This is a genomic window from Brevibacillus sp. FSL K6-6036, assembly GCF_037964015.1.
GTDB classification, from domain to species: Bacteria; Bacillota; Bacilli; order Brevibacillales; family Brevibacillaceae; genus Brevibacillus; species Brevibacillus borstelensis.
In genome coordinates, this window is record NZ_CP150173.1 from 2555719 (window position 1) to 2580083 (window position 24365).

The following is a 24365-nucleotide window of genomic DNA, read 5'->3' on the forward strand; positions in this document are numbered from 1 at the left end:
CGACCGAAGTTTGATAGAGGAGTGAACCTGTTATGGATAAAGTAATGTTTATCGAGATCGGGATGGGGGTTGATTTGCACGGCCAAAACGTGACAAAAGCAGCCGTGAGAGCGGTGCAAAATGCAATCCACCACAACTCGATGCCGGGTCTGCGATCTGTATTGCCGAATCATGACATCAACATGATGAAAGTAAACGTCAGACTCGCTGTGCCGGCTGACATGGACAAGCTGGATTTGGCTGCCGTTCGTGCAGAATTGCCATACGGCGAAGTCACCTTTGACGTTGTCGAGGGAGGCATGCTCACGAGCAGCGGTGTCGTCCTTGCTGACAAGGAGGATAAAAATGATCTCGCTTATGTGGTCATCGCTTCTGTGGAAGTAGGCTATTGAGCGGCTGCCTGCAGCCTTACAAGGAAAAACCATTTTCCTATTTGGAAGGGAAAGGAAGAACCCGGTGATGCGTTATACCGCCGGGTTCTTTTTATTTGTTGCCTGTGAAGCGGCAACTTCCTGCAAAACGGGAGGTGCAGCTGCTCCTTGCTGCATATCGGTAAAATATTTCACGACAAACTCCCGGAACTTCTTAGCTGCCTTGGAGAGATAGCGCTTTTCATGCCACGCAAGCTGGTACGTTCGCTGACAAACCGGGCTTTCAATATCCAGCTTGATCAATGGAGATTTCTTGTCGGTTTTGCATGCGCCCACAAAAGCGATGCCGAGTCCTGCCTGAACAAGGCTGCTGATCGCGGATGGCTCATCAACCTCGCAGACGACATTGGGTTTGAACCCTGCCTGAAGACAGAACTCATCATTCATTTTCCGAAAAGGATAGCTCTCCTTGTACCCGACAAATGGATCATGGGCCACCTCGCTCAACGATACGCTTTTTCTGGAAGCCAACCGATGCCCAGGAGGCACCGCCAAAAACACCTCCTCCTTCAGTACGGGCAATTGATGAATGCCCGCACCTTCAATAGGAACGGCAGTAAAACAAAAATCGACATCGCCGTTTTCCATAAGACGCGACATTTCCTCCAGAGAAGCTTGTGTGATCCGAAAATTCACGTTTGGGTGCAGAGCCAGAAAAGCACCTAGCGGCTCAGACAAGCGATGCAAGGTAGGAGTCGCTACATAAATGCTGCCGCGCTCCATCCCCGCCATATCGGCCACCTCTCTGCGCCCTTCTTCCAGTGCAGTCAGCGCCGTTTCCACCTTTTTCAAAAATGCCTGACCGAACATATTGAGGCGGATTTGTCTGCCTTGACGGTCGAACAACGGAACGCCGAGATCCTCTTCAAGCCGTGAAATCGTCTTGCTGAGGGCAGGCTATGCAATGCGCAGCTCTTGGGCTGCCTTCGTCATATGCTCAAGTCTGGCAACTGTCCGAAAGTAGTGCAGCTGCAGCAGTTCCATATCATCTATCACCCCGGATTCATATCCCCCAGTATATGTAGAGATATATTAATAAATATTTTTATTTCTATAGTATCGATTGTAGAATAAATCGTGCGAGACGACAACAGTGAAACAACCTGGTGAAACCGTGCATGTAGAGGACACACAAAGGTGACGCACATCAGAACAATCTGAAAGAAAGGGGAGTTTACCCATAAACAAGATTGATGTACATCAAGCGGGAGAAAAATTGATTCGACTATTGGCTGTCACGCTCGTCATCTCAGTGATGAGCGCGACTATGTTCAATATCGTTCTGCCTGAGATCAGATCTGATTTTCAACTTTCCTTCGCGCAGGTCAGCTGGGTGTCGGTCTCGTACATGCTGATTTATGCGATCGGAAGCGTCACGTATGGCAAACTGGCGGACACATACAGGCTGAAAAGCTTGCTCACCTTTGGACTGGCAGCCTTTGCAGTTGGCTCGATGATCGGTCTGGCCGCACAAGCATTTTGGATGGTTCTGCTTGGACGGATTTTACAGGCAGTAGGGGCTTCGGTTATTCCGGCAACAGGCATGATCATACCGATCCGCTATTTTCCACCGGAGAGCAGGGGACGCGCTCTGGGCATATCTGCTACGGGACTTGCGCTGGGTGGGGCGCTTGCGCCAATTGTAGCGGCGTTCGTTGCTAGCTTTGTCCATTGGCGGTGGCTGTTCTGTATCCCTCTTCTCACCCTTATTACGCTCCCGTTTTATCGAAAGTATTTGGACGATGAGCCCGGACGGAAAGGCAAACTGGATTGGATCGGCGCTGGTTTGCTGGCAGGAACGGTGGCTCTGGTGCTTTTGGCTGTTACGAATGGAGGATGGATGCTCGCATTGGCTGGAGCCATCTTGCTTGCCTTGTTTTTGCTTCACATCCATCGTTCAACCGAGCCTTTTGTCCAACCGAGACTGTTTGCAAACAAAAGCTACTCGCTCATGCTCGTGCTTGCTTTTCTGGCAAGCGGAATCGGCTACGCGCTTCCTTTTCTAAGCCCGCAGATGCTGTCCCAACTGAATCAACTCGCTCCCGGAGTCGTCGGTTTTGTCATGGTGCCGGCCGCTATCTCGGCGGCCATTCTGGGAAGGACTGGCGGGAAGCTGGCAGATTCAAAAGGAAATCCCTTTTTGTTCTATACGGCTACGGCATTGCTCTTTATCTGCTTTGTCCTGCTGTCATTCTTTGCCGGGTTCTCCCCGGTCCTTATCGCCGTCATTCTCATCTTCGGCAATGTGGGCCAGACGTTCATTTTAATTGCACTATCCAATACGACCTCCAAACTGCTGCCTAAGGATCAGGTTGGGGTCGGCATGGGAATGATGTCTCTCTTGAACTTTATCGCTGGAGCTGTTTTTGCAAGTGTTTACAGCAAAATCGTCGATCTGGGGAGCGGCTCCGCCGGTAACGTGATCGTTGCCCCTTTATCCGGCGAGGCATCTGTCTACAGCAGCATCTATTTTGTCTTGGCGTGTCTGTACATCGCCATGGTGTCGATTTACTTCACATTGATGAGAAAAACGAGTCAGGCAGGAAAGCTTCATGCGGATGCCTGATGACGGGAATTCGTGTACCCGTGAACGCAACACAATCGTAGAGCAAGAAAGGCAAAGAGAGGATGAAGATCATGAAAGCAGCAGCATTTTCGTCGTATGGTCCACCGGAAGTTTTGCAAGTAATGGAATTTTCTGATCCCCAGGCGGGTCCCGGACAGGTGAGAGTGCGGGTTAAAGCCGCGGGCGTCCAGCCGTTCGATTGTTCCATACGGAGTGGTTGGGGTAATGGATTTTTTCCGGTCAGCTTCCCGCAGATTCTCGGCAACGAGTTCGCTGGTGTGATCGATCAGGTCGGGGAAAACGTAACAGGCTACTCCGTCGGTGACGAGGTACTCGGCTGGTCCCTATTGTCTTGCTATGCAGAGATGGTGGCCGTCAATGTCGAACAGATCACGGCAAAACCAAAAAATATGCCTTGGGAAGCAGCAGGTGTGATCTCGGCTTCCGGGCAAACGGCCCACACTGCAATGGAGGAATTACGGGTGGGACCAGGAGATACCGTTCTGATTCACGCAGCTGCAGGCGGTGTAGGTACCTTTGCGGTGCAAGTGGCCCGGGCCCGGGGAGCGACAGTCATCGGAACTGCCAGCCCTCGCAATCACGAGTACCTTCGTTCTCTGGGGGCCATTCCTGTTGCTTACGGAGAGGGACTTCTCGAACGGGTAAAAGCCCTCGCACCCGGCGGCATAGATGCCTCGCTCGATGCTGTGGGAGGTGAGGCCCTTTCCGTTTCAGTAGATCTGGTCGAAAACAAGGAGCGGATCGCGACGATCGTCGATTTTGACAGGGCGGAACAGCTCGGCGTCCGCAGCATTCGCAGCCAGCGGTCTGTCGCCCGGCTTCAGGAGCTCGTTGCATTGTATTCCCGAGGGGAGCTGGCCGTCCATATTTGGAAATCTTTTTCGCTGGAGCAAGCGGCAGAGGCTCATCGCGAAGTCGAAACGGGACACGTCCGCGGAAAGGTTGTCATTACCGTCGGAAAGTAAGCGACAATAGCCCGGATAATGGGGGAAGTCCTGGAATCAGCATTGATTTCAGGGCTTTTTTGCTTTGACGTGCGGACATATGCCTCCAGTTGCACAGGTTGCGGCGCAGCAGGGTGCTAGTCGCCAACTGCCGAGATTTTTTTCTGAATTTTCATAGGTTCAACCTGATTCAGCTATTCCATGCACAAGAAAAATATGGTAGAATGAGAGCGAACGATTGTTCTTGTTTTGGTTGATATCATAATCTTCAGTCTCTTTTTGTTTCACGTACATAACATCTTATTTTATTGCAAAAAGGAAGGAAGTGCAGCATCGGTGACGGACCGGTATCCGGAAATCGACGGAGTGATCGAATACATTCATGAAAATATTTATGATCCACTTCCGCTATCCAAACTGGCGGGATATGCAGGATATAGTCCGTACCATTTTTCGCGCATTTTTAAGGAAAGAGTCGGGCTTTCTCCGCTGTACTATGTTTCATCCCACCGCTTGCAAAGAGCGAAAGATTTGCTGCTGCGTACGAATCTCAGCATTCGCGATATTGCATTGGAAATTGGACAACAGAGCTTGGGGACCTTTACGACCCGATTTACGGAACGGGTAGGGATGACGCCATCCGATTTCCGGAATTCGACGCTGCAAGCCGACGATCATCTCCGCGCTTTGCAGCAGCTTAACCATTGGCCTGCGTGGCATTCTGCATCAGAACAATATTTTAAAATTGAGGGGACGGTCGAAGCGGAGATTCCATTCGAAGGAATCATTCTGATCGGCCTATTCGCCAAGCCCATTCCAGAAGGACTCCCCTTGTATGGAACGCTGCTTTCTTCCTTAGGTCATTTTTGTTTTACCAACGTCAAGCCGGGTGTCTACTACTTGATGGCTACTTCCGTTTCGTGGGGGACGCAAGCAGTGGATTTCCTGCTGCCTCAGACAACCCTGCGAACTCGCTCCAAAAAGCCGATCATTGTAGGGCCTCATTCCATCGTCCCGCATCAGCAGGTTATGCTGCATCCGCCACGCCTGGACGATCCTCCCATCCTGATTTCCTTACCCGTGTTGATGGATCGTTTTCTTACTCGGGTTGCACAAAAGAATAATTGAGAAGACCTGTCTGGTCATCATTCTTGCTTAGCTGTTTCCAGAGAAGACGCTTATCGATTTTATCCGGCTTGTTCTGACGAGCGTGAAATAATTCGGATCGGGAATAACGGCAGCGGTCAGATAAGGGGGATACAAGATGCAAAAAGAAAACAGAAACGGAATATTTCTCATAACGGGAGTCATGGCTGCAGGAAAATCAACGATCGCACAAATGCTTGCGGAGAAATTCGAAAAGAGTGTCCACCTGCGGGGAGATGCGTTTCGGAAGATGATCGTCAACGGAAGAGAAGAAATGCTGCCGGAGACATCCCAAGAGTCCGTCCGGCAGCTCAGCTTGCGGCATGAAATAGCGGCTTCGACCGCTGATCGATACTACCGTGCGGGATTTACCGTCGTTTTGCAAGATGTCATAATCGGTTCCTTCCTCGCTGAAACGGTGACGAGGATTCAAAGCAGGCCTTTGTATGTAATCGTTCTGGCTCCCCGTCCCGAAGCCGTAATGGAGAGGGAGAAGAGTCGCCCAAAAACAGGGTACGGACTTTGGACGGCAGACGAGCTTGATCGGCGCTTGCGGGAAGAGACACCCAAGATCGGTCTGTGGCTGGATACCACCAACCAAACCGCAGCGCAAACCCTCGATGAAATATGGGGGAGGGTGTGGGCCCAAGGAATCATCGAAGAAACAGACAGTCCATACTAGCAGGAGTCATCCTCCCGCCCGCGGCGCGCTCTCGAATCCGATTTTTTTATGCGTCCCGTCACAGAAAGGCTTTTTCTCTGAATGACCGCAGCGGCAAAGTGAAAACGTGGAGCCTGCCTCAAACCGGCCGCCGAGCGCATCTACCAGGTCAACATTGCCGTTGACGCGGATGGAGCCGTTATCGTTGATTTTTATCGTGACTTTCTCGTTTTCCAGATTTCATCACCTCGGAAGGATGATCGTGAGTATTGTTCCGGCCAAGCTTGTCATCTCGGAATTTGTTTTCCGGTTTACACCAGCAGACCCTTTTTAAATAAAGGGATCGATCGATTATAATCAGCCAGAGGAAATCCTCTTATGGCTTTAGTACGACTTTAATGCAGCCATCCGTCTTTGTGTCGAAGATCTCATAGCCGTGTTCTGCTTGATCCAGCGGCAAAACATGTGTCACGATGTCTCCGGGATCGACTTTTCCTTCCGCAATCAAGTTGTACAAATGCGGCATGTAGTGAATGATAGGGGCTTGTCCGGTTCTGAGATTCACATTCCGTTGAAAAATGTCGCCGAGCGGGAAAGCATTGTATCTCATCCCGTACACACCCGTAATCTGAATGGTGCCGCCTTTGCGAACAGCCTGGGTTGCGATGACGATGGCGCCCATGGCACCGCCTTGCAGCTTGAGACCTGTCGCTATCATTTCCAAAGGCGTCATTTTCCCGTCCATTCCTACACAGTCGATGACGACGTCCGCTCCGCCTTTGGTCATTTCCTTCAAATGATTGCCGATATTTTCTTCTGCCTCAAAGTTGACAATCTCGACTTGATTGGTTCGCTTGGCATGCTGCAAACGGTAGTCGATATAGTCAACGGCGATCACTCTTTTTGCCCCTTTGAGCCAGGCAAATTTTTGGGTAAGCAAACCTACTGGCCCGCATCCGAGAACGATTACCGTATCTCCCTTTTTCACGCCTGCATTGTCTACACTCCAGTAAGCTGTAGCCATGGCATCGGACATCAACACGAGTTTCTCATCTTCAATCTCGCAGTCATCCGGGATGCGAAAAGGGACAAAATTGGCGTAGGGGACACGCAAGAACTCTGCTTGTCCACCTGCATACCCGCCGGCCGTTTCCGAATAGCCGAAAAATGCGCCCGTTTCGCCGTGAGGGTTGGAATTGTCGCATTGACTTTCCAACTGGTTTTTGCAATAGAAGCATTCGCCGCAGCTGATATTAAAAGGGATAATCACACGGTCGCCCTTTTTAACCTTGGTGACATTCGGACCCGCTTCCTCGACAATCCCCATTGGTTCGTGACCGATGATAAAGTCCTCGGGCATGTTGGGTATCATGCCGTGAATCAAATGCAAATCAGAGCCGCAGATTGCAGTGGATGTCAGCCTGACAATGATATCGTCCGGCTTTTCAATTTTAGGATCGTTGACCTCTTTTACCTTGACATCTTTGAACCCTTGATACGTAACAGCTTTCATGATTCACCTCCCGTGTGTATTATCCCCTGACGGAATGGCGCTATTCCCATTGGCTATCCAACAAACGCTTGTGATATAATCGTGCAATATGAAATGACATTAGGATCACGGAGGAATTCATGCTTACTTTTGAAGAAAAACTGGCGATTATCGAATCGTTTCCGCAATTACATAAGAAACCGGTGTCGCTTGGCCGTTTCAACTTTCATTTCGAAGAGAGTCTCCATGACAAGAAAATCGTCGTGCAAAACCTGCATCCGAACGGCAATGGCTTTGTATATGCCGGACATTTGCCCAAAAAAGCGACAGACCCAAAGGGCATGGTGAACATTCGCGATTATTCTGCGGATGAACTGCGAGCCATTATTCAAGCTTCAATCGATTACTTGTCCCGTAAACCAGAGCCAAAAGCAAGCACAGATGCAGCTCAGGAACAGACGCGCGAAACTTGGGTGGGTCCAAACGGGCAGACCCTGCAGCTCGTACAGGAAGATGAGCTATGGAATGTTTATGCAGGTCCAAACCTGGAGGAGGCCTTCGAGTCGCATAAAGAGGCGAAACGGTATTTGTTAGAAGAAGGCTTTAAACTGCAATAGCTCACAACAGAAGATCGACCATAAAAACGCTGTTTCCACCTGGAAAACAGCGTTTTCTTTTTGCATATTTTTGCTTGGTAACAGTCAAATCAACTGCATCCTTACGCCGAGTAGGTATGACGGGACCACCGTTGGAATTGAGACAGCATGAGATTGATCATTAGGAGCCATAGGGACAAACGAGCTTACTTGACAGTCGGCTGCTTTCTTGTGTATTCGGAAAAACGGGCAATGCATTCCCCGTAGATACACCTCCACATTCACGGAATCGGTTTATGAAAGATTGCCATCCTGCAGATAAAACGAAGCAGCGAAAGTCCGGCGGAAAGAAGATCATCTGAGCAAGCAGTCAATAGAGGAAAGATCCTGGCTCATTTCTGCTCACTTGAAAAATCAATTGTACATCCCTATTTCCTCCCCGTATAATAGTCACCAACAGACAAAAGCAACATAATCCAACAAACAATAACAAAACACACAAACCAACAAGTGAATTACTGTGGCGAACAAAAGCGGGAGGGGAAAATGCCATGTACGTAGACTATCATGTCCATTTGGAGGAGGGGCCGTACTCCCTTCGTTGGTGGACCCGGACGGCAGAGGCTTTGCTTTCATTTCGTCAAACGGCTGGCCAAAAACATGCGCTGGAATGGATGGAAGATCTGTCGGACCAGATGAACAGGCGAATCAAGCAAGGAGCCTACTCGCGTGTATGGCTCGACTTGTACCGTAAGCGGGCCAAAGAATTGGGTCTCTCACACGTTGGAATCGTGGATCATCTCTACCGCTTCAAGGAATTCAAGCCCTACTTTGAAGCAAACATAAATCTCGGAGACGATGAGCTGGGACGCATGCAGAAGCTTTGGCTGGATCAGGTCTGCTGCACCTCAATCGATGCGTTCGTCTCCTTTATTCAGGAGCAAAAACCGATCTGGGAGTCCGACGGCATCGATTTGCGGCTAGGCATCGAAGCGGACTATTTTTCCGGCGGAGAAGCTGTGCTTGCCCCATTGATTAGGCAATATCCCTGGGATCATGTCATCGGCTCTGTCCATTTTGTCGGCGGCTGGGGGTTTGACAATCCGGATACACAGTCACGGTTTGCGGAGACAGACTTGAGGCTGCTTTATCGCGATGTGTTTCAGACAGTGGAGGAGGCGATCTCATCCGGACTGTTCGACATCATCGCGCATTTGGACAATCTCAAGGTATTTGGCCACCGGCCGGAAGAAGAGCAGCTTCTCCCGTACTATCAGCGCATTGCCCAACTGCTGCGGCAGCACGATACAGCCACAGAGATCAACACGGGTCTGTTCTATCGCTACCCCGTAAAAGAAATGTGCCCGAGCCCGAGCTTTCTGCGAGTTTTGCGTGAGCAGGGCGTTCCGATCACAACATCCTCTGACGCCCATTTCCCCGACCATTTGGGCAGCTTTTTGCCAGAAGCCCGCAAAGCGCTGAAAGCGGCAGGGTACACGGAGATCGTCACATTTGAAAAACGCGTCCGCCGTGAGGCAGCACTTCAGTAACAAGAAGTACCGCAATCACACATACAGAAGAATCATTTCAAGTGTAAGAAAAGAGTGGAGCAAAGGAGCTCGGCTCTTTTTTTATAAAAAAACATTTTGAAATCTTCAGTCAATTCACTATATAATAAAAACGAAAAACAACTAAAAAACGGGAAAACAAATCAATTTATGTGTAATTGGTCTTGTCTTAACCGATGCAGATTGGAAGGGGAGCCAGGAGAGGGAACAAAGGGGAGGGATTTGGGATGAAAAAATGGTATAGCGCATTTTTGACTGGTGTTCTGCTGTTATCGGTTCTCGCAGGTTGCGGACAATCCTCCAGTCCGGCTGCCGGGGGCAAGGGGGGCTCATCTGAGCTTACCGTTTACACTGCACTTGAAGACGACCAGCTAAAAGCCTACGTGGACGCCTTCAAAAAAGCACACCCGGAGATCAAGCTAAATATCGTCAGGGATTCTACCGGGGTCATTGTAGCCAAGCTGATTGCGGAGAAAGACAATCCGCAAGCGGATGTGGTGTGGGGTACAGCTGCGACTGAGCTTTTGGGAGCAGAATTCCAAGGCGTACTGGAACCGTATTCGCCAAAAGGCATTGAGCGGATATTGCCGGAATTTAGAGATTCGAAAGAGCCGGCGCACTGGGTCGGCATCGATGCCTTTGAGACCGCCTTTGTCGTCAATACCAAGGAACTGGAAAAACACAATCTGCCCATCCCAAAAACATATCGTGATCTGATCAAACCAGAGTACAAAGGGATGATCGTCATGCCCAACCCGTCCTCTTCGGGCACCGGATTCTTTACGGTCTCAGCCTGGATCCAGCTCTGGGGAGAGGAAGAAGCCTGGAAGTACATGGACAAATTGCACGAAAACATCGCCCTCTATACACATTCCGGGTCCAAGCCCGCGAAGATGGCTGCAGCCGGTGAATATCCGATCGGGATCTCTTTCGGATACCGGGGCATTACCGAAAAGAAAAAAGGGGCTCCGCTTGAAGTCGTCTTCCCCGAAGAAGGCGCTGGCTGGGATGTAGAGGCCAACGCCCTCGTCAAAAAGAAACAGATCAAGCCGGAAGCCAAGCTGTTTCTCGACTGGGCCATTACGGATGAAGCCATGAAGGAATACAATAAAAACTTTGCCATCATTACGCTTAGCAGCGCTGGCGGGACGATTCCGGAGGGCTATACGAAAGATCCCAAATCACAGCTCATCCAGAACGATTTAAGCAAAGTGGCCAAAGAACGGCCAAAGATCCTGGCAGAGTGGGATAAACGATTCAGCACAAAGAGCGAGCCGAAAAACTAACGCTATTCGTGGTTGCAAGCTTCGAATCCAGTGAAATGGAGGAAGGGAGGAACGTATGGCAAATCCATATCTTTCCATCAAGGGAATCAGGAAAACGTTCGGCAAGTTTGTAGCGCTCACGTCCATCGACATCGACATCAAAAAGAACGAGTTTATCTGCCTGCTCGGACCAAGCGGATGCGGGAAAACCACACTGCTCCGTATTTTGGCAGGGTTGGAGCAGCCAACGGATGGCCGGATATTCGTAGGTGGCCGAGACATTACAGCCCTCCCCCCGGCAAAGCGCAACTTTGGCATGATGTTTCAGTCATACGCCCTGTTTCCCAACCTGACGGCGGCTCAAAATATCGCCTATGGACTTCAGGCCAAAAAGCTTTCCAAAAAAGAAGTGCAGGAAAAAGTGCAGGAAGTATTGGCGCTGATCGATCTGGAGCATATTCGCGACAAGTATCCCTCCCAACTGTCCGGTGGCCAGCAGCAGCGTGTCGCTTTGGCCCGGGCCATCGCCCTGTCCCCGGACTTTCTGCTCCTGGATGAGCCGCTTTCGGCTTTGGATGCCAAGGTTCGCCTCAAATTGCGCCGGGAACTGAGGAATCTGCATGAAAAAATCGGCATTACGACGATCATGGTGACGCATGATCAGGAAGAAGCGTTGACGATGGCTGACCGGATCGTCGTGATGAACAACGCGGAAGTGGTTCAGGTAGGAACTCCCCAGGAGGTATATCAAAAGCCGAACAGCCCGTTCGTTGCGGATTTCGTAGGAGCCATCAACTTTTTGGAACCGTCCGTTTTTTCCGGTCATGCAAAAGGAGAGGACCGCCTTCTGGCCATTCGCCCGGAAAACATTCACCTGATGGAACCCGAAGCGGAGTACAGCCAGAAGGCCATCGTCCAAGACATGGAATTTCGCGGCTCCTTTTACCGTGTCACACTGCAGCTCACAAGCGAGCAGGACGGCATTCTTCCCCACCTCGTCACGATGGACCTTCCTGTGGGCCAAACACACCGTCTGGGGCTCAGCCGGGATAAGCGGGTCGCTTTCGAAATGCCGATCGAAAGTCTGATCTCGTTTGATCAGGCAGCCGTGGCGAAAAAGACGGGGAGTGACCAGCGATGAGCACAAGAACCGTCCGCCAGAAGATGGGCAGGGATGAGTTGATTCAGAAAATTCTGATCACAGGCATCGTGATCGTCCTGTTCATCAGCGTCCTGATGCCGCTGGGCGATTTGTTCAGCCGAGCATTTCTCGACGAGAGCGGCCAATACATCGGCTTCTCCAACTTTGTCCATTACTTTGCCACACCTGCTCTTGTCCAGTCGTTTACCAACACCTTGTACGTGTCCGGGATCACGACGATCATTTCTGTGGCTATGGCTTTTCTGTACGCATTTGCCCTGACGCGGACTGACATGAGAGGCAAGACATTTTTTCGCTATGCCGCGATGCTGCCGCTGTTTGCTCCGACGATGATGCACGGGATCGCACTTACCTATCTGTTTGGCAACCAGGGAATTCTCACGACGGGATTTTTCGGACTCTTGCCCGGCTTTGAGATGGAGCTGTACGGACCGCTCGGGATTATTATCTCGGAAGTAATCTATACGTTTCCGCAGGCCTACCTGATCATGGCCGTTTCGCTGGCATTTGCCGACTACAATTTGTACGAGGCGGCGGAGACGATGGGGGCGAGCCGTCTCCGCCAGTTTTTAACGGTGACCCTGCCGAATGTCAAGTACGGTCTGGTCAGTGCGATCTTCGTCTGTTTTACCTTGAGCTTTACCGACTTCGGCGCTCCGAAAGTGGTGGGCGGTCAATTCAACGTGCTGGCCACGGACATCTACAAGCAGGTGATTGGCCAACAAAATACGACGATGGGGGCCACTGTGGGGATTATCCTGATCTTGCCTGCGATTCTCGCATTTATCGTCGACCGGGTCGTGGAGAGGAAGCAAAACTCAGCCGTCACAGCCAAGTCCACGCCGTACAAGATCACACCGAGAAGGTGGCGGGATCATGCTTTCTTTGCCTACTGCTCACTGATTACAGCTTCGATCTTCATCATGCTCGGTACGGTCGTCTTCGCTTCGCTTGTAAAGGTCTGGCCCTATGATCTGAGCATGACGCTTACCCACTTCGACTTTACAAAAGTAGCAGGGGAGGGAATGCAGCCATTTTGGAACAGCTTGCTCGTCGCCTTCTACAGTGCGGTGGCGGGAACGGTGATCACCTTTGTCAACGCTTATATCATCGAGAAAACGCGGTTTCTCAAGGGGATGCGCCAGGTAGGGTACTTTCTCTCCATCCTGCCGCTCGCCCTGCCCGGGCTGGTGATCGGGCTTGCGTACATTTTCTTCTTCAACCATCCTGACAACCCGTTGAACTGGATTTACGGCACTGTGCTCATCCTCGTAATCGCGAATATCGTCCACTTCTACGCGGTTCCGTTCATCACGGCGACGACTGCGCTGAAAAAGCTGGACAAGGAATTTGAACTCGCATCCGAATCGATGGGCGTGCCATTCTATATCACTTTTTTGCGGGTGACAGTCCCCATGTCGCTGCCAGCCATTTTGGAGATTGCCGTCTACTACTTCATCAACTCCATGGTTACTATTTCTGCCGTCGTCTTTCTCTACTCCGCCGACTTCAAGCTGGCTTCCGTCTCCATTGTCAACATGGATGACGCCGGTGATGTTGCCGCAGCGGCTGCGATGTCCGTCTTGATCGTGGCGACCAACATCGTCGTCCGGATCGTCTACGAAATCGGCACCCGAAAGGTGAGAAAGAAAACGGAGGCATGGCAAAAAAGATAAAGGTGGGAGAGAGGAAATGATTCAAGCAGTAATTTTTGACTGGGCTGGAACTACGGTTGACTACGGATGTTTTGCGCCACTGGACGTCTTTCTGGAGGTGTTCAAAAAGAAGGGAATCGAGGTGACGCATGAAGAGGCTCGGGAGCCGATGGGCATGCTCAAGTGGGACCACATCAACACGATGTGCCAGATGGAGCGGATTGCGGGCTTATGGAAAGAGAAGTACGGCAGATACCCGGAGAAAAAGGATGTCGACATGCTTTACGCCGATTTCGAACCGATGCTTTTCTCCATCCTGAGAAACTATACGACGCCGATTCCCGGTGTGCTGGAGCTGGTGGACCGCTTGCGGCGGGCAGGCATCAAAATCGGTTCAACTACAGGCTATACCGCAGAAATGATGGCCATCGTCGCGCCGGAAGCGAAAAAACGCGGATACGCGCCCGATTCCTTGGTCACGCCCACCGAAATGCCTGCGGGGCGGCCATACCCGTGGATGTGCTATCAAAATGCGATCAACCTCGGCGTGTTTCCGATGAAGCACGTGATCAAGGTAGGCGATACGACCAGTGACATCAGGGAGGCAGTCAATGCCGGCGCCTGGGCAGTCGGAGTTATCAAAGGAAGCAGTGAACTCGGAATGACGGAGAGGGAAGTCCTGGAGTGCGACCCCGATCTTTTGGCAGACAGGATGGAAGCCGTAGCCAAGCGTTTCAAGGAGGCCGGAGCCGATTACGTCATAGACAGCATCGGCGAGCTGGATACGCTGATTCCCAAAATCAATCTGCGCCTTGCGCAAAAGGAGAGATGACCATGAAGATCACTCAGTTGCCGGATAACCCGTATCTGCTGCTCACACCGGGACCGCTTTCCACGTCAAAAGGAGTAAAGGCCGCGATGCTGCGGGACTGGTGCACATGGGATGACGAATACAACGATCTGGTGCAGGAAATCAGGCGAAAGCTGGTGAGACTGGCTGGCAATAACCACGACGACTACACGTCTGTGCTGATGCAGGGGAGCGGAACATTTTCCGTGGAAGCGGTCATCGGTTCCGCCGTCCCGGACGATGGCAAGCTGCTCATATTGACCAACGGCGCATACGGAAACAGGATCGTCCAGATTGCCCGGGTGCTCAAGGTCAACACGCTGGTGATCGATTTTGGCGAAGTGTCGCAGACGCAGCCCGAGAAGCTGCAGGAAGTGCTGGAGGGCGATCCGGAGATTACGCACGTAGCCGTCGTTCATTGCGAGACGACGACCGGGATGCTCAACCCGATCGCTGAAGTGGGCAAGATCGCAAAAGCATTCGGCAAGGTGCTCATTGTGGACGCCATGAGCAGCTTTGGCGGGGTTGAGATTGATGCCGCTGAACTGGAAATCGACTTTTTGATCTCAAGCGCCAACAAGTGCATCCAGGGAGTGCCTGGCTTTGGTTTTATCCTCGCGAAGACGGAGGAATTGAAAAAATGCAAAGGGCGGGCCCGTTCCCTTTCGCTTGACCTGTACGATCAGTGGGAGACCATGGAAACGTACAATGGCAAGTGGCGGTATACATCTCCGACGCATGTGGTCCGCGCCTTTTACCAGGCCATGCTGGAGCTGGAGGAGGAAGGTGGCGTAAAAGCGCGGGAGATCCGGTACAGGGAAAACCAACGCACATTGGTTGATGGAATGGAGCAGATCGGCTTTCGGACACTTTTGCCAAGATCAAGCCAGTCGCCGATCATTACCTCCTTTTACTATCCGGAGAGCGCAGCGTTTACCTTTCACGGCTTTTATGAGCGCTTGAAAAAGGAAGGCTTTGTGATTTATCCAGGAAAAATTTCGTTGGCAGACACATTCCGCATCGGCAATATTGGCGAGGTGTATCCGCATGACATGAAGCGGCTGGTAGAAGCGATCGATAAAAACCGATTTTGGTAACAGGCCCTCTTGGTGAACAGCGAAGAGGCTTATTTTTCACCCATAGGACCAAGTAAAAACAATATAACACATGCATGGAATATGTATTTTCCTATATTTCTGTTGCTTTAACCAAGCTCGAAGGACTGAACCCGGATCAAACCAACAATCCTTACCAATTGGAAAATTGCTCATGCAGACAGGAGGACTTTATCCATGTCTCTGGTGGGTGAAGAGCGCAAAGAAGTCATCATCCATCTACTGAACTACGCCGGAAAAGTGCGAACGAACGAACTAGTGGAAAAGCTGCAAGTATCCTCGGAGACGATCAGGCGGTATCTCGAAGAGCTGGAAAGCGAAAAAAAGCTGAAACGTGTTTACGGCGGGGCGGTCAAGATCAACTACGACCGGGAGGAGCCGTCCCACCTGACGAGAGAGGTGTCGCACGCCGAGGAAAAGAAAAAGATCGGCCGGGCGGCAGCCAAACTGGTGCAGGACAACGACGCAATCGTGATCGATGACGGTACGACAACGCTGCATATGTTGAGCTATTTAATCAATAAGAAGAATCTCAAAATTCTCACCATCTCCGTACCGGCATTGAATGTTCTGATGGATTATCTGAACCGGGAGCTGTTCACCGGAGAGGTATACTTTATCGGCGGAAAGGTACAGTCAAAGCATTTTCGAACAGTCGGAACGCTTGCGGAAAAAATGATGCAAAACTTTTTTGTCGACAAGGCTTTTATCTCGATCGACGGGATTCTGGCTCACAAAGGGATTACCAGCTATGATGCCGACAAAGCAATGCTGGGGAGGCGGTTTATCGAACATTCTCAGGAGATCATCGTCTTGACGGATCACTCCAAAATCGGAATCAGTACGTTTTATAAAGTGGCCGATCTCAAGGAGATTGACAGTGTGATCAGTGACGTTCCTGCACCCAAAGAGTGGCGGCACGAGCTGGATCAAAGAGGCGTCAATTGGATTGTCGGTGAGTGAGCGGAGGGTATGATGCCGCTTCACCATTCGGTTAGAGTGATGATGGAAAAAAGCGGGGTGAAGGTATGCTCAGTGGTGGATACGCTCTCGGAATGATCGAGACGGTCGGTTTTCCTGCGCTAGTCGCCGCCGCAGATGCCGCGGCCAAAGCGGCAGATGTCCGCTGTGTCACGTATCAGGGGGCAGACGCGGGAATTGTCACGATTTACATTGTCGGCGATGTTGCATCGGTCTCAGCAGCCGTGACTGTTGGAGAAGCGGAAGCGAGACGGATTGGCCAGCTACGTCACTCCCAAGTGATTCCGCGGCCTGATCAGACAGTATTGCAGATGGTTTTACAGCGGTTGGACAAAAAGAAGGGACCAGCGGGCGCCAAACCAGCAGGAAGGTCGACGAGCAAAGAGACGGCCGATAAACAGAACAACGCAAAAAGGAAAATCCAAATGAAACCGGCAAGGAGGAATGAATCATGGGTGACGCATTGGGAATGGTGGAGACAAAGGGATTGGTCGGTGCTGTAGAGGCGGCCGATGCAATGGTCAAAGCGGCAAACGTCAAGCTGATCGGCAAGGTTCATGTAGGTGGCGGACTCGTAACGGTTATGGTTCGCGGTGATGTGGGGGCAGTGAAAGCATCGACAGACGCAGGTGCTGCCGCGGCGGAAAAAGTCGGCGAGCTGGTTTCGGTGCACGTGATCCCGCGTCCGCACTCCGATATTGAGCTGATCCTGCCCAAGCTGGAAGGATAACGAACAATTTTTTTCTGAAAAGCGAGAGATTTGCAAACGGCTGAAAAGAGGTGACGGTACACGTGATGCTAGACGTTGATTTGCAATCGGTCCAGGAAGCGCGGCACTGTTTGGAAAAGGCCAAAGCGGCACAGCAACTGGTGGCTGGCATGTCGCAGAGTCAAATCGATCAGATCGTAGAAAGCATGGCCGAAGCGGCAAAGGCGGAGGCGGGCAGACTGGCAGCCCTGGCTGTGGAAGAAACGGGATACGGCAAAGCGGCTGACAAAACAGTAAAAAACCTGTTCGCCGCAAACGATGTTTACCAGGCGATCAAAGATATGAAAACGGTTGGGATCATTCGGCGGGACGAACAAAATCAGGTTTGGGAGGCGGCCCTGCCTGTCGGAGTCATTGCAGGCATTTTGCCATCAACCAATCCGACCTCGACACTGATTTACAAGTCGTTGATCGCGGTGAAGTCAGGCAATGCGATTGTCTTTAGTCCTCATCCATCAGCAGCAAAATGCTCGTCAGAGACGGCAAAGCTCATGCAGGCCGCCGCAGAGAGGGCGGGTGCTCCGGCAGGACTCATCAGCTGCGTGAGCCAGCCGACCATGGCGTCCTCGCTAGAGTTGATGCGCCACAGCCTCACCGACGTCATCCTGGCGACAGGCGGTACGGGGATGGTCAAGGCTGCATACAGTTCGGGGAAGCCGGCATTTGGCGTCGGCCCGGGCAATGTCCCTGTATACCTTCACACGAGTGCCGACATTCCTGTCGCGGTTCGCCATATCGTCCAAAGCAAAACGTTTGACTACGGCACGATCTGTGCCTCCGAGCAGGCCTTGGTGGCCGATAAAGCGATCAAGCGAAAGGTTGTAGCCGAACTGAAAAAGCAGGGCGCATATTTTCTTGATGAACATGAAACAAAAAAAGTTGCATCCGTCATCCTGGCAGGAAACGGTCTGAACCCGGCCATCGTCGGCAAGCCGCCTCAGGCCATTGCCGAACTCGCCGGTATCCTGGTGCCGCCGGAGGCCAAGCTGCTCGTCGCCGAAGAAAGCGAGGTCGGGAGAGAATATCCGTTCTCTGTCGAAAAGCTGGCCCCTATTTTAGCGCTGTATACCGTTGAGGATTGGCAGGAAGCCAGCCGCCTGTGCAGCCGTCTGCTAGCGCTTGGCGGACTGGGGCATACGCTGGGCATTCACTGCCAGGAGCAGCAAGTGATCGAGAGGTTTGCTCTCGGACAGCCTGCATCGCGGATTGTCGTCAATTCGGGGACGACGTTTGGCGGAATCGGAGCTACGACAGGCATCATGCCGTCGCTTACACTAGGCTGCGGTTCCCTTGGCAACAATGTCACATCTGACAATATCGGCCCTCAGCATTTGCTCAATGTAAAACGGGTAGCGTTTGGCATCCGTGAAATGAAGCTGGATACAGCGTCCGGTTCAGCGCAAACATCCGCTGTCTCTGCGGCCCCTCCTGCCGCCATCACGAGGGAAGAAATAGCGGAGATTATCAAAAGCGTACTGCTGGAGCTGCAGACAACCGGCAGGTAAGGAGGCGTAAAGGATGGCAGGAGAAATGGCAGCGCTCGGAATGGTAGAAACAAAAGGTTTGGTCGGGGCGATCGAAGCAGCTGATGCAATGGTCAAAGCGGCAAATGTAAAGCTGATCGGAAAAGTCCATGTCGGAGGAGGGCTGGTTACCGTTATGGTTCGGGGAGATGTCGGTGCCGTAAAAGCTTCGACGGATGCGGGGGCGGCTGCCGTAGAAAAAGTAGGGCAGCTCATCTCCGTACACGTCATCCCCCGGCCGCATACCGACATTGAGCTGATCCTCCCGAAGGGCGAAGGGTGATGACATAGCCTATGGCCTTTATTACGGAAGCGACGCTTCGGGCCATGCTGCGTACGGGTATTCCCAACCCTTATCCATTGCATGAAAACGACAAGCTGACCCCGGCCGCTGTTGACTTTCTAAAGGGGAGAGGGATCAAATTGGAGCCTTGCAAGTCGCCGGATTCATTTTCACGGGGGCCGGAAAATCGGCTGGTTATTCCTGTAGGCGTATCAAACCGTCACGTCCACCTTTCGCAGGAAGACGTGGAACAACTGTTTGGCCCTGACTATCAACTGACGCCGATGCGTCCTTTGTCCCAGCCCGGTCAGTTTGCCGCAGAAGAAACAGTGACATTGCTCGGCCCCAAGGGATTGATCAGGGGCGTGCGCATACTCGGACCGGCTCGGGGAGCAAGCCAGGTGGAAATATCAAAGACAGATGGGTATCAGTTGGGTGTCCATCCTCCTATCCGGCTTTCAGGGTCGATTGACGGGACGCCTGGCATTACGCTCATCGGCCCTGCCGGATGTGTCGTGCTGAAACAAGGCGTCATCGTTGCCAAACGCCACGTGCACATGTCATCCGATGACGCCGCTGCATTCGATGTAAAACAGGGCGACAGCCTGATTCTGCGGCTCAGTGGTGAACGCTCCATCATTTTTCCGGATGTAGCCGTACGCATCGATCCGGCGTTCGCCCTCGACCTGCACATCGACCAGGACGAGGCGAATGCGGCCAACCTGCGGACGGGAGACGAGATGGAGGTCATCGGTAAAAACGGCAAGCTCCTGTCCTCTACAGGGAGGTGAAGCAAATGGAGGTCAGAAAGCTGGTCGAATCGATCACACGCGAGCTCCTGGCATCGATGCAAGCCGAGAAGGAAAAGCTGCAGAAGCATAAGCTGCTGTTCATCTTTTGCGACAGCACGGCACATGAGACGTTTGCCGACCAGTTTATAGCGCTGCAGAATCACGGGATTTGCCACGACATCCTGTTTCTCGACGGGGAAACCTCGTCCTGGCTTGGCATGCATCGCATTGAATGCGGAGGCGCAGGCAAAATCATCGCTGCGGACGAGTACGCGCCAGCCCCATTGGAATTGCCGAAAGAATACGACGGTGTGATCGTCCCGGAAATCGATCTGGACAACGCGGCCCGGGTCGCCGCCGGATTGAAGGGCACCATCAAGGCAGAGATCATCTTTTCCGCGCTCGTCTTGGGAAAATTCGTGCTGGTCGGGGAAGACGTGCCTGGAATCAAGCGCTCGGACCGCCGCTGCCTGAAGACACTGTCACTGCCGGCCGCGTACCAAAAGCTGTTTGAGCGGCACGTGAGCGAGATGAAGGATCTGGGCGTCGAATTTTTCCCGCAACGAGAATTGGCCAATGCGGCTGTAAGAAAATGGACGTCAAAAAGACAGGCAGAAGCTTTAAAAGAGTCGGATCAGCTCCCCGGTGGGTTGCGCAAGCTGCTGCCGGGCAGTGGAAAGCTGATCTCAGCCGAATGGGTAAAGTCGCAGCCAGACTTCCCTGAAAACAGATTGATCCTGGAACAGGGAGCAATTGTTTCTCCCTTGGCAATGGATCTGCTCAAGGAAAGAGGGATCGCTGTTCACTATGTCGGTAAAGGGTGACCGCCATGTTTCTGGGAAAAGTGATTGGCAGCGTCTGGTCTACGCAAAAAGAAGAGGGCATGGAGAATCTGAAGCTGCTGATTGTCCAACCCATAGACTGGAAGGAAAACGAGGGCGGGCCAACGGTGATCGCGGCCGATCGCATCGGAGCCGGAATGGGCGAGCGGGTCATCGTATCGCGCGGCACTCCGGCGAAAAACATCTTTGCCCATAAAAATGTCCCCATCGATGCCGTCATCGTGGGGATCGTCGACTCCTATGAAGTGCAAGAAGGGTAACGGCTTTTCAGGTGTAGTCTCCACAGGCTGCACCTGTGCTTATTTGCTTCGGCAATCTGAAAAAGAGAGCTGGGAGAAGGATGTCCACCACCATTTTGCTCGTTCTGTTGTTTGCCGCTCTGTGCCACGCGGTCTGGAACGCGGTTTCCAAGCAGATTGAAGAACGCGATTCTTTTTTTACCTTGATCTTGGGCGTCTCTGTCATCCTTTACTTGCCATTGGCTGTGTATCTTTTCTCCACATCGCCCTTTCCTCCTGCAGCGGTCAAATGGCTATTGCTCAGCACTTGTTCGGAAGTTCTATATTTTGTCGCGCTGGCCAAAGCTTATCAGACAAACAACCTGAGCCATGCCTACCCGGTATTGCGAGGCACTGCGCCTATTGTCACCACGATCCTCAGCTTTTTGTTCTTCGGGGCCACGATCGCTTGGACAGGGGTAATCGGAATTGCCGTGATTGTCGTGGGGGTGCTCATGATGAATCAAAAGAGCTTTTCGCCAAAAGAACTGGGCAGCCTGCTGACGGACTGGAGCAGGATGAAATGGGTCTTTCTGGCAGGCGCTTTTTCGGCCTGCAGCAGCATGATCGACGGGATGGGAGCCGCCATGATGTCTGGCTTGCTGTTCAAATATGTCGTCTTCATCGGCATGTTCGCGGGGAAATGGATGATCGACAAAAGAACAGAGACGAAAACCGATTACTTGTCACTGGTGAAACGGTATCCGGTCCAAACAGCAGCGGGCGGGCTGTTTGTGTTCATCTCCAATTCGCTCGCGGTCTACGCCATGCAAACAACGCCGGTCACGTACGTGGCATCTGTACGGGAGATCAGCATCGTCTTTGCCACTCTCATCGGCGTCATTTGGCTGAAAGAGCAGGTCAGTATCGTGAAATGGGTGTCGATCACCATGATTCTTAGCGGCGTCCTCATTATCAAGCTGAGCTGACGATGTCTGTCCCTCGAAAAAGCAAGAGCCAAACTCCCAAGTAAAAACAGGTACCCCCGAGAATTTTGGGAGTACCTGCTTTTGTTTTGCCGCTTTGAAACCACGGGGACGAGGTGCAGCCTAAAGGAGGAGCTGCTGTCCAAGAAGGAACTGTGCCCAGGAACTGCAGTCCAAGGCGGAACTGCAGCTCCAGGGAGTGCTCTGTCTTTTTACAGGCTCATGCTACAGGATCACAGACATAGATTCGTTTTCCGCACCCAGTTGTGTTACTTCCTCGTGCATGTGGATGCCCCGTTTTTCCAGCTCGGCGAAAATCTCTGCAGGGTTGAACGCTTCTTCCGGAATCAGTACACCCGTTCCTTTTACCCTTCCTTTCGCGATCAACTCGGTGGCAATCGCCATCGGAATGCCGACGTTGCGGGTGTAGGCGCGCAGTTTTTCCCAACCGGGAACAGAGCCGTCAGAAGCAGGGTGGGTGTGATAGAGGACATGCTGTACTTTTTTGCCATCCTTCGTTCCGATCACTTCAACATGCAAAGAGTAGCCGTACAGCTCTGTCTCCTGACCTTCTTTGGAATGGAACAAATATTCGCCAATGCAGTCAAGAATTCCGATCTCTGCGCCGTTGACAGTAATTTTGTCATTTCGCATAATGCCCCAGTCGTACATCGCCCGCACGAGCTGCATGTTTTTCGCCGGCCACGTTCCACGTACCTCGATGAGCCTCACTTGCTTGTCTGCCAGTGCTTTGGCCAACGTTTTTGTCTCTGCGTGCGGGATGATGTACTGGACAGTTTTTCCGTACGGTTCAGGCAATTGAATTTCGCGTGGTCTGGCGAACGGAGGCACTTGCACGAATTCGCCGTTTTCGTAGACGACGCGGCCTGGAAGGTGAGGGTCGTATTCATAGGTCGTCGTCTCTGTGATCGAACGGGAAAAGGCGATGGGGCGAAATGCACCGTGGCTGACACGGACCGAGTCGACTGTGTCGAGCTGATTGGCTGCATGCATGGCCATCATTTGCGTAACCCCGGGGGTCATGCCAAAGCCCGGTACGCAGGTCTTGCCATTTCGCCTAAACACCTCGTCGGATTCATCTTCGGCACCGAAGCCGTTTAGATTGATTCCGTGGCACCCCGCTTCTGCGATGCAGGCAGTGGAGAGGCCGTTCAGGGTGATGGTGGTGCCATCCATCACGATGTCGTAGCCTTTCATTTTGTTTACGGTGTCTTCATGATCCAAAACGTTGATTTTGACAAAATCGACACGGGGATCATTCAGCCATTCAACGACTTTTCTGCCTTCTTCCTCGTTGAAATCCGCCACTGTGATTTTCTCGAAGCTGGAGTATTGCACCAGATCGAGAATGGACTCCCGGCAAATTCGTCCTGCCCCACCTAAACACAGTACCTTCATGACGAAGCCTCCTCTTTATCTGAATAGTAATTCTTTTGCCTGTCTGATTTTTAGTATAGCACACCGCTTGGGTTTTGTGTTGTTTTTAATTGTAAATGTATTGTGTATTTTATTTTTTTGTCCTTTGTTTACGTGGAAACAGAATAAAAAACACATATTTTTTTAAAACAAATGATTTATCCCAAATAAAAACAACAAAACAAGCATACCCTGTGATATAATAAACGAAAAATTCAGTATATTTACCCCTGTCCTGCCCATTCTTCCAATAGAACGCGATGGTCTTCATATGACAGGGCTCCGAATCATAAGGATAAGGTATTGCCTTTGAGCAAATGCCTGAATAGCAAAAAAGAAGGTGTGAACATGGAATATCTGCAGGTTATTTATGAGCAGCATGTCATCATGAATCTGGAGATGTATCTGCGTGTCATCATCAGTGCGGTTCTGGGAATGTTTATCGGGTGGGACCGCTCCCATAAGAACAAGCCTGCCGGGTTAAAGACGTATATGTATGTATCCGTCGCTTGCACGCTGATCACACTGGTCTCCATTTACAGCACAAAGCTGTACAGCTCCCCGAACAGCGGGACAATGATGGATCCGATGCGTCTGGCCGCTCAGATCGTGACTGGCTTGGGCTTTTTGGGCGCAGGCGTGATTCTGAAAAACGGCTTGCAGGTAAAGGGACTGACGTCTGCTGCGATGATTTTCTTTGCGGGTGGCATCGGGATCGGAATCGGTGCGGGCTTTTACGGCATCGTCATTTTTTCCGTGATCGTTTCTTTCGCCCTGGCCAGGGTAAGTCTGCGCTTTGAAGAGAATCATCATAAGCGGATAGAAGAAGAGGGAGTCAAAACACACGAAGGAAAGCGGCAGGAGGTCATGTAGTCATGTAGACTGTATCTAGCCTGCCCGCAAGTCTGAACAAGCAATGCTCGTCTCGTCTGAAGGGGAATGCATCTCACCCGTCTGTTTGGACAGTCCATGCAGAGGGGGACAGAGATGCTTTTGCTTTTTATTGGATGGAGTAAGTACACTGCCGCTGCAGGCTGGAACGATTTCAATATCTTGCTTTTCC

At 51.7% G+C, this 24365-nt stretch carries 25 protein-coding genes and 1 pseudogene; 22 read left to right on the forward strand and 4 right to left on the reverse strand.

Annotation, left to right across the window (positions count from 1 at the left end; translation table 11 throughout):
• The first annotated feature begins 32 nt into the window (after nucleotides 1-32).
• Nucleotides 33-392, forward strand: a complete 360-nt coding sequence (locus NST37_RS12765) for a Lin0512 family protein (RefSeq protein WP_003386788.1) — start codon at nucleotides 33-35, stop codon at nucleotides 390-392.
• 72 nt (nucleotides 393-464) lie between these two features.
• Here the strand turns inward: NST37_RS12765 and NST37_RS12770 are convergent.
• A pseudogene (locus NST37_RS12770) lies at nucleotides 465-1415 on the reverse strand (LysR family transcriptional regulator).
• Between the two features lie 232 nt (nucleotides 1416-1647).
• Here NST37_RS12770 and NST37_RS12775 point away from each other — a divergent pair.
• From NST37_RS12775 to NST37_RS12790, 4 genes are all read left to right on the forward strand, one after another.
• On the forward strand, nucleotides 1648-2997 hold the full coding sequence (locus tag NST37_RS12775) for an MFS transporter (RefSeq protein ID WP_227277986.1): 1350 nt from the start codon (nucleotides 1648-1650) through the stop codon (nucleotides 2995-2997).
• A 71-nt stretch (nucleotides 2998-3068) separates the two neighbouring features.
• Complete coding sequence (locus tag NST37_RS12780) at nucleotides 3069-3983, forward strand: NADP-dependent oxidoreductase (RefSeq protein ID WP_003386785.1); 915 nt, start codon at nucleotides 3069-3071, stop codon at nucleotides 3981-3983.
• A gap of 315 nt (nucleotides 3984-4298) precedes the next feature.
• Entirely contained in the window at nucleotides 4299-5090 is a 792-nt protein-coding gene (locus NST37_RS12785) for an AraC family transcriptional regulator (RefSeq protein WP_003386784.1), read from the forward strand.
• Nucleotides 5091-5226: 136 nt separating this feature from the next.
• A complete protein-coding gene (locus tag NST37_RS12790; protein ID WP_003386783.1) occupies nucleotides 5227-5790 on the forward strand; it encodes an AAA family ATPase in 564 nt (187 codons plus the stop codon).
• Between the two features lie 6 nt (nucleotides 5791-5796).
• Here the strand turns inward: NST37_RS12790 and NST37_RS12795 are convergent, their stop codons facing one another.
• A complete protein-coding gene (locus NST37_RS12795; RefSeq protein WP_327956167.1) occupies nucleotides 5797-6006 on the reverse strand; it encodes a CDGSH iron-sulfur domain-containing protein in 210 nt (69 codons plus the stop codon).
• A gap of 139 nt (nucleotides 6007-6145) precedes the next feature.
• Nucleotides 6146-7282, reverse strand: a complete 1137-nt coding sequence (locus NST37_RS12800; RefSeq protein ID WP_024984851.1) for a zinc-dependent alcohol dehydrogenase — start codon at nucleotides 7280-7282, stop codon at nucleotides 6146-6148.
• 119 nt (nucleotides 7283-7401) lie between these two features.
• On the opposite strand from NST37_RS12800, the gene NST37_RS12805 reads away from it, so the two are divergent.
• From NST37_RS12805 to NST37_RS12880, 16 genes are all read left to right on the forward strand, one after another.
• Nucleotides 7402-7878 (forward strand): hypothetical protein, encoded by a 477-nt coding sequence (locus NST37_RS12805; RefSeq protein WP_024984852.1) that lies wholly within the window; start codon nucleotides 7402-7404, stop codon nucleotides 7876-7878.
• A 530-nt stretch (nucleotides 7879-8408) separates the two neighbouring features.
• Nucleotides 8409-9407 (forward strand): histidinol phosphate phosphatase domain-containing protein, encoded by a 999-nt coding sequence (locus NST37_RS12810; protein ID WP_024984853.1) that lies wholly within the window; start codon nucleotides 8409-8411, stop codon nucleotides 9405-9407.
• A gap of 245 nt (nucleotides 9408-9652) precedes the next feature.
• On the forward strand, nucleotides 9653-10711 hold the full coding sequence (locus tag NST37_RS12815; protein WP_031933028.1) for a putative 2-aminoethylphosphonate ABC transporter substrate-binding protein: 1059 nt from the start codon (nucleotides 9653-9655) through the stop codon (nucleotides 10709-10711).
• Nucleotides 10712-10766: 55 nt separating this feature from the next.
• The gene (locus NST37_RS12820) at nucleotides 10767-11831 is read left to right on the forward strand and encodes a putative 2-aminoethylphosphonate ABC transporter ATP-binding protein (RefSeq protein ID WP_003386777.1); all 1065 of its coding nucleotides are present in this window, start codon (nucleotides 10767-10769) and stop codon (nucleotides 11829-11831) included.
• A complete protein-coding gene (locus tag NST37_RS12825) occupies nucleotides 11828-13528 on the forward strand; it encodes a putative 2-aminoethylphosphonate ABC transporter permease subunit (RefSeq protein ID WP_339186747.1) in 1701 nt (566 codons plus the stop codon). The genes NST37_RS12820 and NST37_RS12825 overlap by 4 nt, the downstream gene beginning before the upstream one ends.
• Before the next feature lie 16 nt (nucleotides 13529-13544).
• Nucleotides 13545-14339, forward strand: coding sequence for a phosphonoacetaldehyde hydrolase (phnX, locus tag NST37_RS12830; protein ID WP_003386775.1), 795 nt, complete (start codon nucleotides 13545-13547; stop codon nucleotides 14337-14339).
• A 2-nt stretch (nucleotides 14340-14341) separates the two neighbouring features.
• Complete coding sequence (phnW, locus tag NST37_RS12835; RefSeq protein WP_003386773.1) at nucleotides 14342-15454, forward strand: 2-aminoethylphosphonate--pyruvate transaminase; 1113 nt, start codon at nucleotides 14342-14344, stop codon at nucleotides 15452-15454.
• 195 nt (nucleotides 15455-15649) lie between these two features.
• Entirely contained in the window at nucleotides 15650-16435 is a 786-nt protein-coding gene (locus NST37_RS12840; protein ID WP_003386771.1) for a DeoR/GlpR family DNA-binding transcription regulator, read from the forward strand.
• 65 nt (nucleotides 16436-16500) lie between these two features.
• Nucleotides 16501-16956, forward strand: coding sequence for a BMC domain-containing protein (locus NST37_RS12845; protein WP_339186749.1), 456 nt, complete (start codon nucleotides 16501-16503; stop codon nucleotides 16954-16956).
• A complete protein-coding gene (locus NST37_RS12850) occupies nucleotides 16905-17183 on the forward strand; it encodes a BMC domain-containing protein (protein WP_003386769.1) in 279 nt (92 codons plus the stop codon). Before NST37_RS12845 ends, NST37_RS12850 begins: the two co-directional genes overlap by 52 nt.
• A 62-nt stretch (nucleotides 17184-17245) precedes the next feature.
• Nucleotides 17246-18727 (forward strand): acetaldehyde dehydrogenase (acetylating), encoded by a 1482-nt coding sequence (locus tag NST37_RS12855; RefSeq protein WP_339186750.1) that lies wholly within the window; start codon nucleotides 17246-17248, stop codon nucleotides 18725-18727.
• Nucleotides 18728-18740: 13 nt separating this feature from the next.
• Nucleotides 18741-19028, forward strand: a complete 288-nt coding sequence (locus NST37_RS12860) for a BMC domain-containing protein (protein WP_003386767.1) — start codon at nucleotides 18741-18743, stop codon at nucleotides 19026-19028.
• 11 nt (nucleotides 19029-19039) lie between these two features.
• Nucleotides 19040-19819 carry a phosphate propanoyltransferase gene (locus NST37_RS12865; RefSeq protein ID WP_031933021.1) on the forward strand — a complete coding sequence of 260 codons (780 nt, stop codon included), beginning with the start codon at nucleotides 19040-19042 and terminating at the stop codon, nucleotides 19817-19819.
• A 5-nt stretch (nucleotides 19820-19824) separates the two neighbouring features.
• Entirely contained in the window at nucleotides 19825-20643 is an 819-nt protein-coding gene (locus NST37_RS12870; RefSeq protein ID WP_003386765.1) for a hypothetical protein, read from the forward strand.
• A gap of 5 nt (nucleotides 20644-20648) precedes the next feature.
• A complete protein-coding gene (locus NST37_RS12875; RefSeq protein WP_003386764.1) occupies nucleotides 20649-20921 on the forward strand; it encodes a EutN/CcmL family microcompartment protein in 273 nt (90 codons plus the stop codon).
• Between the two features lie 80 nt (nucleotides 20922-21001).
• Nucleotides 21002-21868 carry an SMR family transporter gene (locus tag NST37_RS12880; RefSeq protein ID WP_003386763.1) on the forward strand — a complete coding sequence of 289 codons (867 nt, stop codon included), beginning with the start codon at nucleotides 21002-21004 and terminating at the stop codon, nucleotides 21866-21868.
• A gap of 222 nt (nucleotides 21869-22090) precedes the next feature.
• Here NST37_RS12880 and NST37_RS12885 read toward each other — a convergent pair whose 3' ends face one another.
• Nucleotides 22091-23284: a saccharopine dehydrogenase C-terminal domain-containing protein gene (locus tag NST37_RS12885; protein ID WP_003386761.1), complete on the reverse strand. Its 1194-nt coding sequence runs from the start codon at nucleotides 23282-23284 to the stop codon at nucleotides 22091-22093.
• 366 nt (nucleotides 23285-23650) lie between these two features.
• On the opposite strand from NST37_RS12885, the gene NST37_RS12890 reads away from it, so the two are divergent.
• Nucleotides 23651-24175, forward strand: a complete 525-nt coding sequence (locus NST37_RS12890) for an MgtC/SapB family protein (protein WP_003386759.1) — start codon at nucleotides 23651-23653, stop codon at nucleotides 24173-24175.
• Nucleotides 24176-24365: the final 190 nt, after the last annotated feature.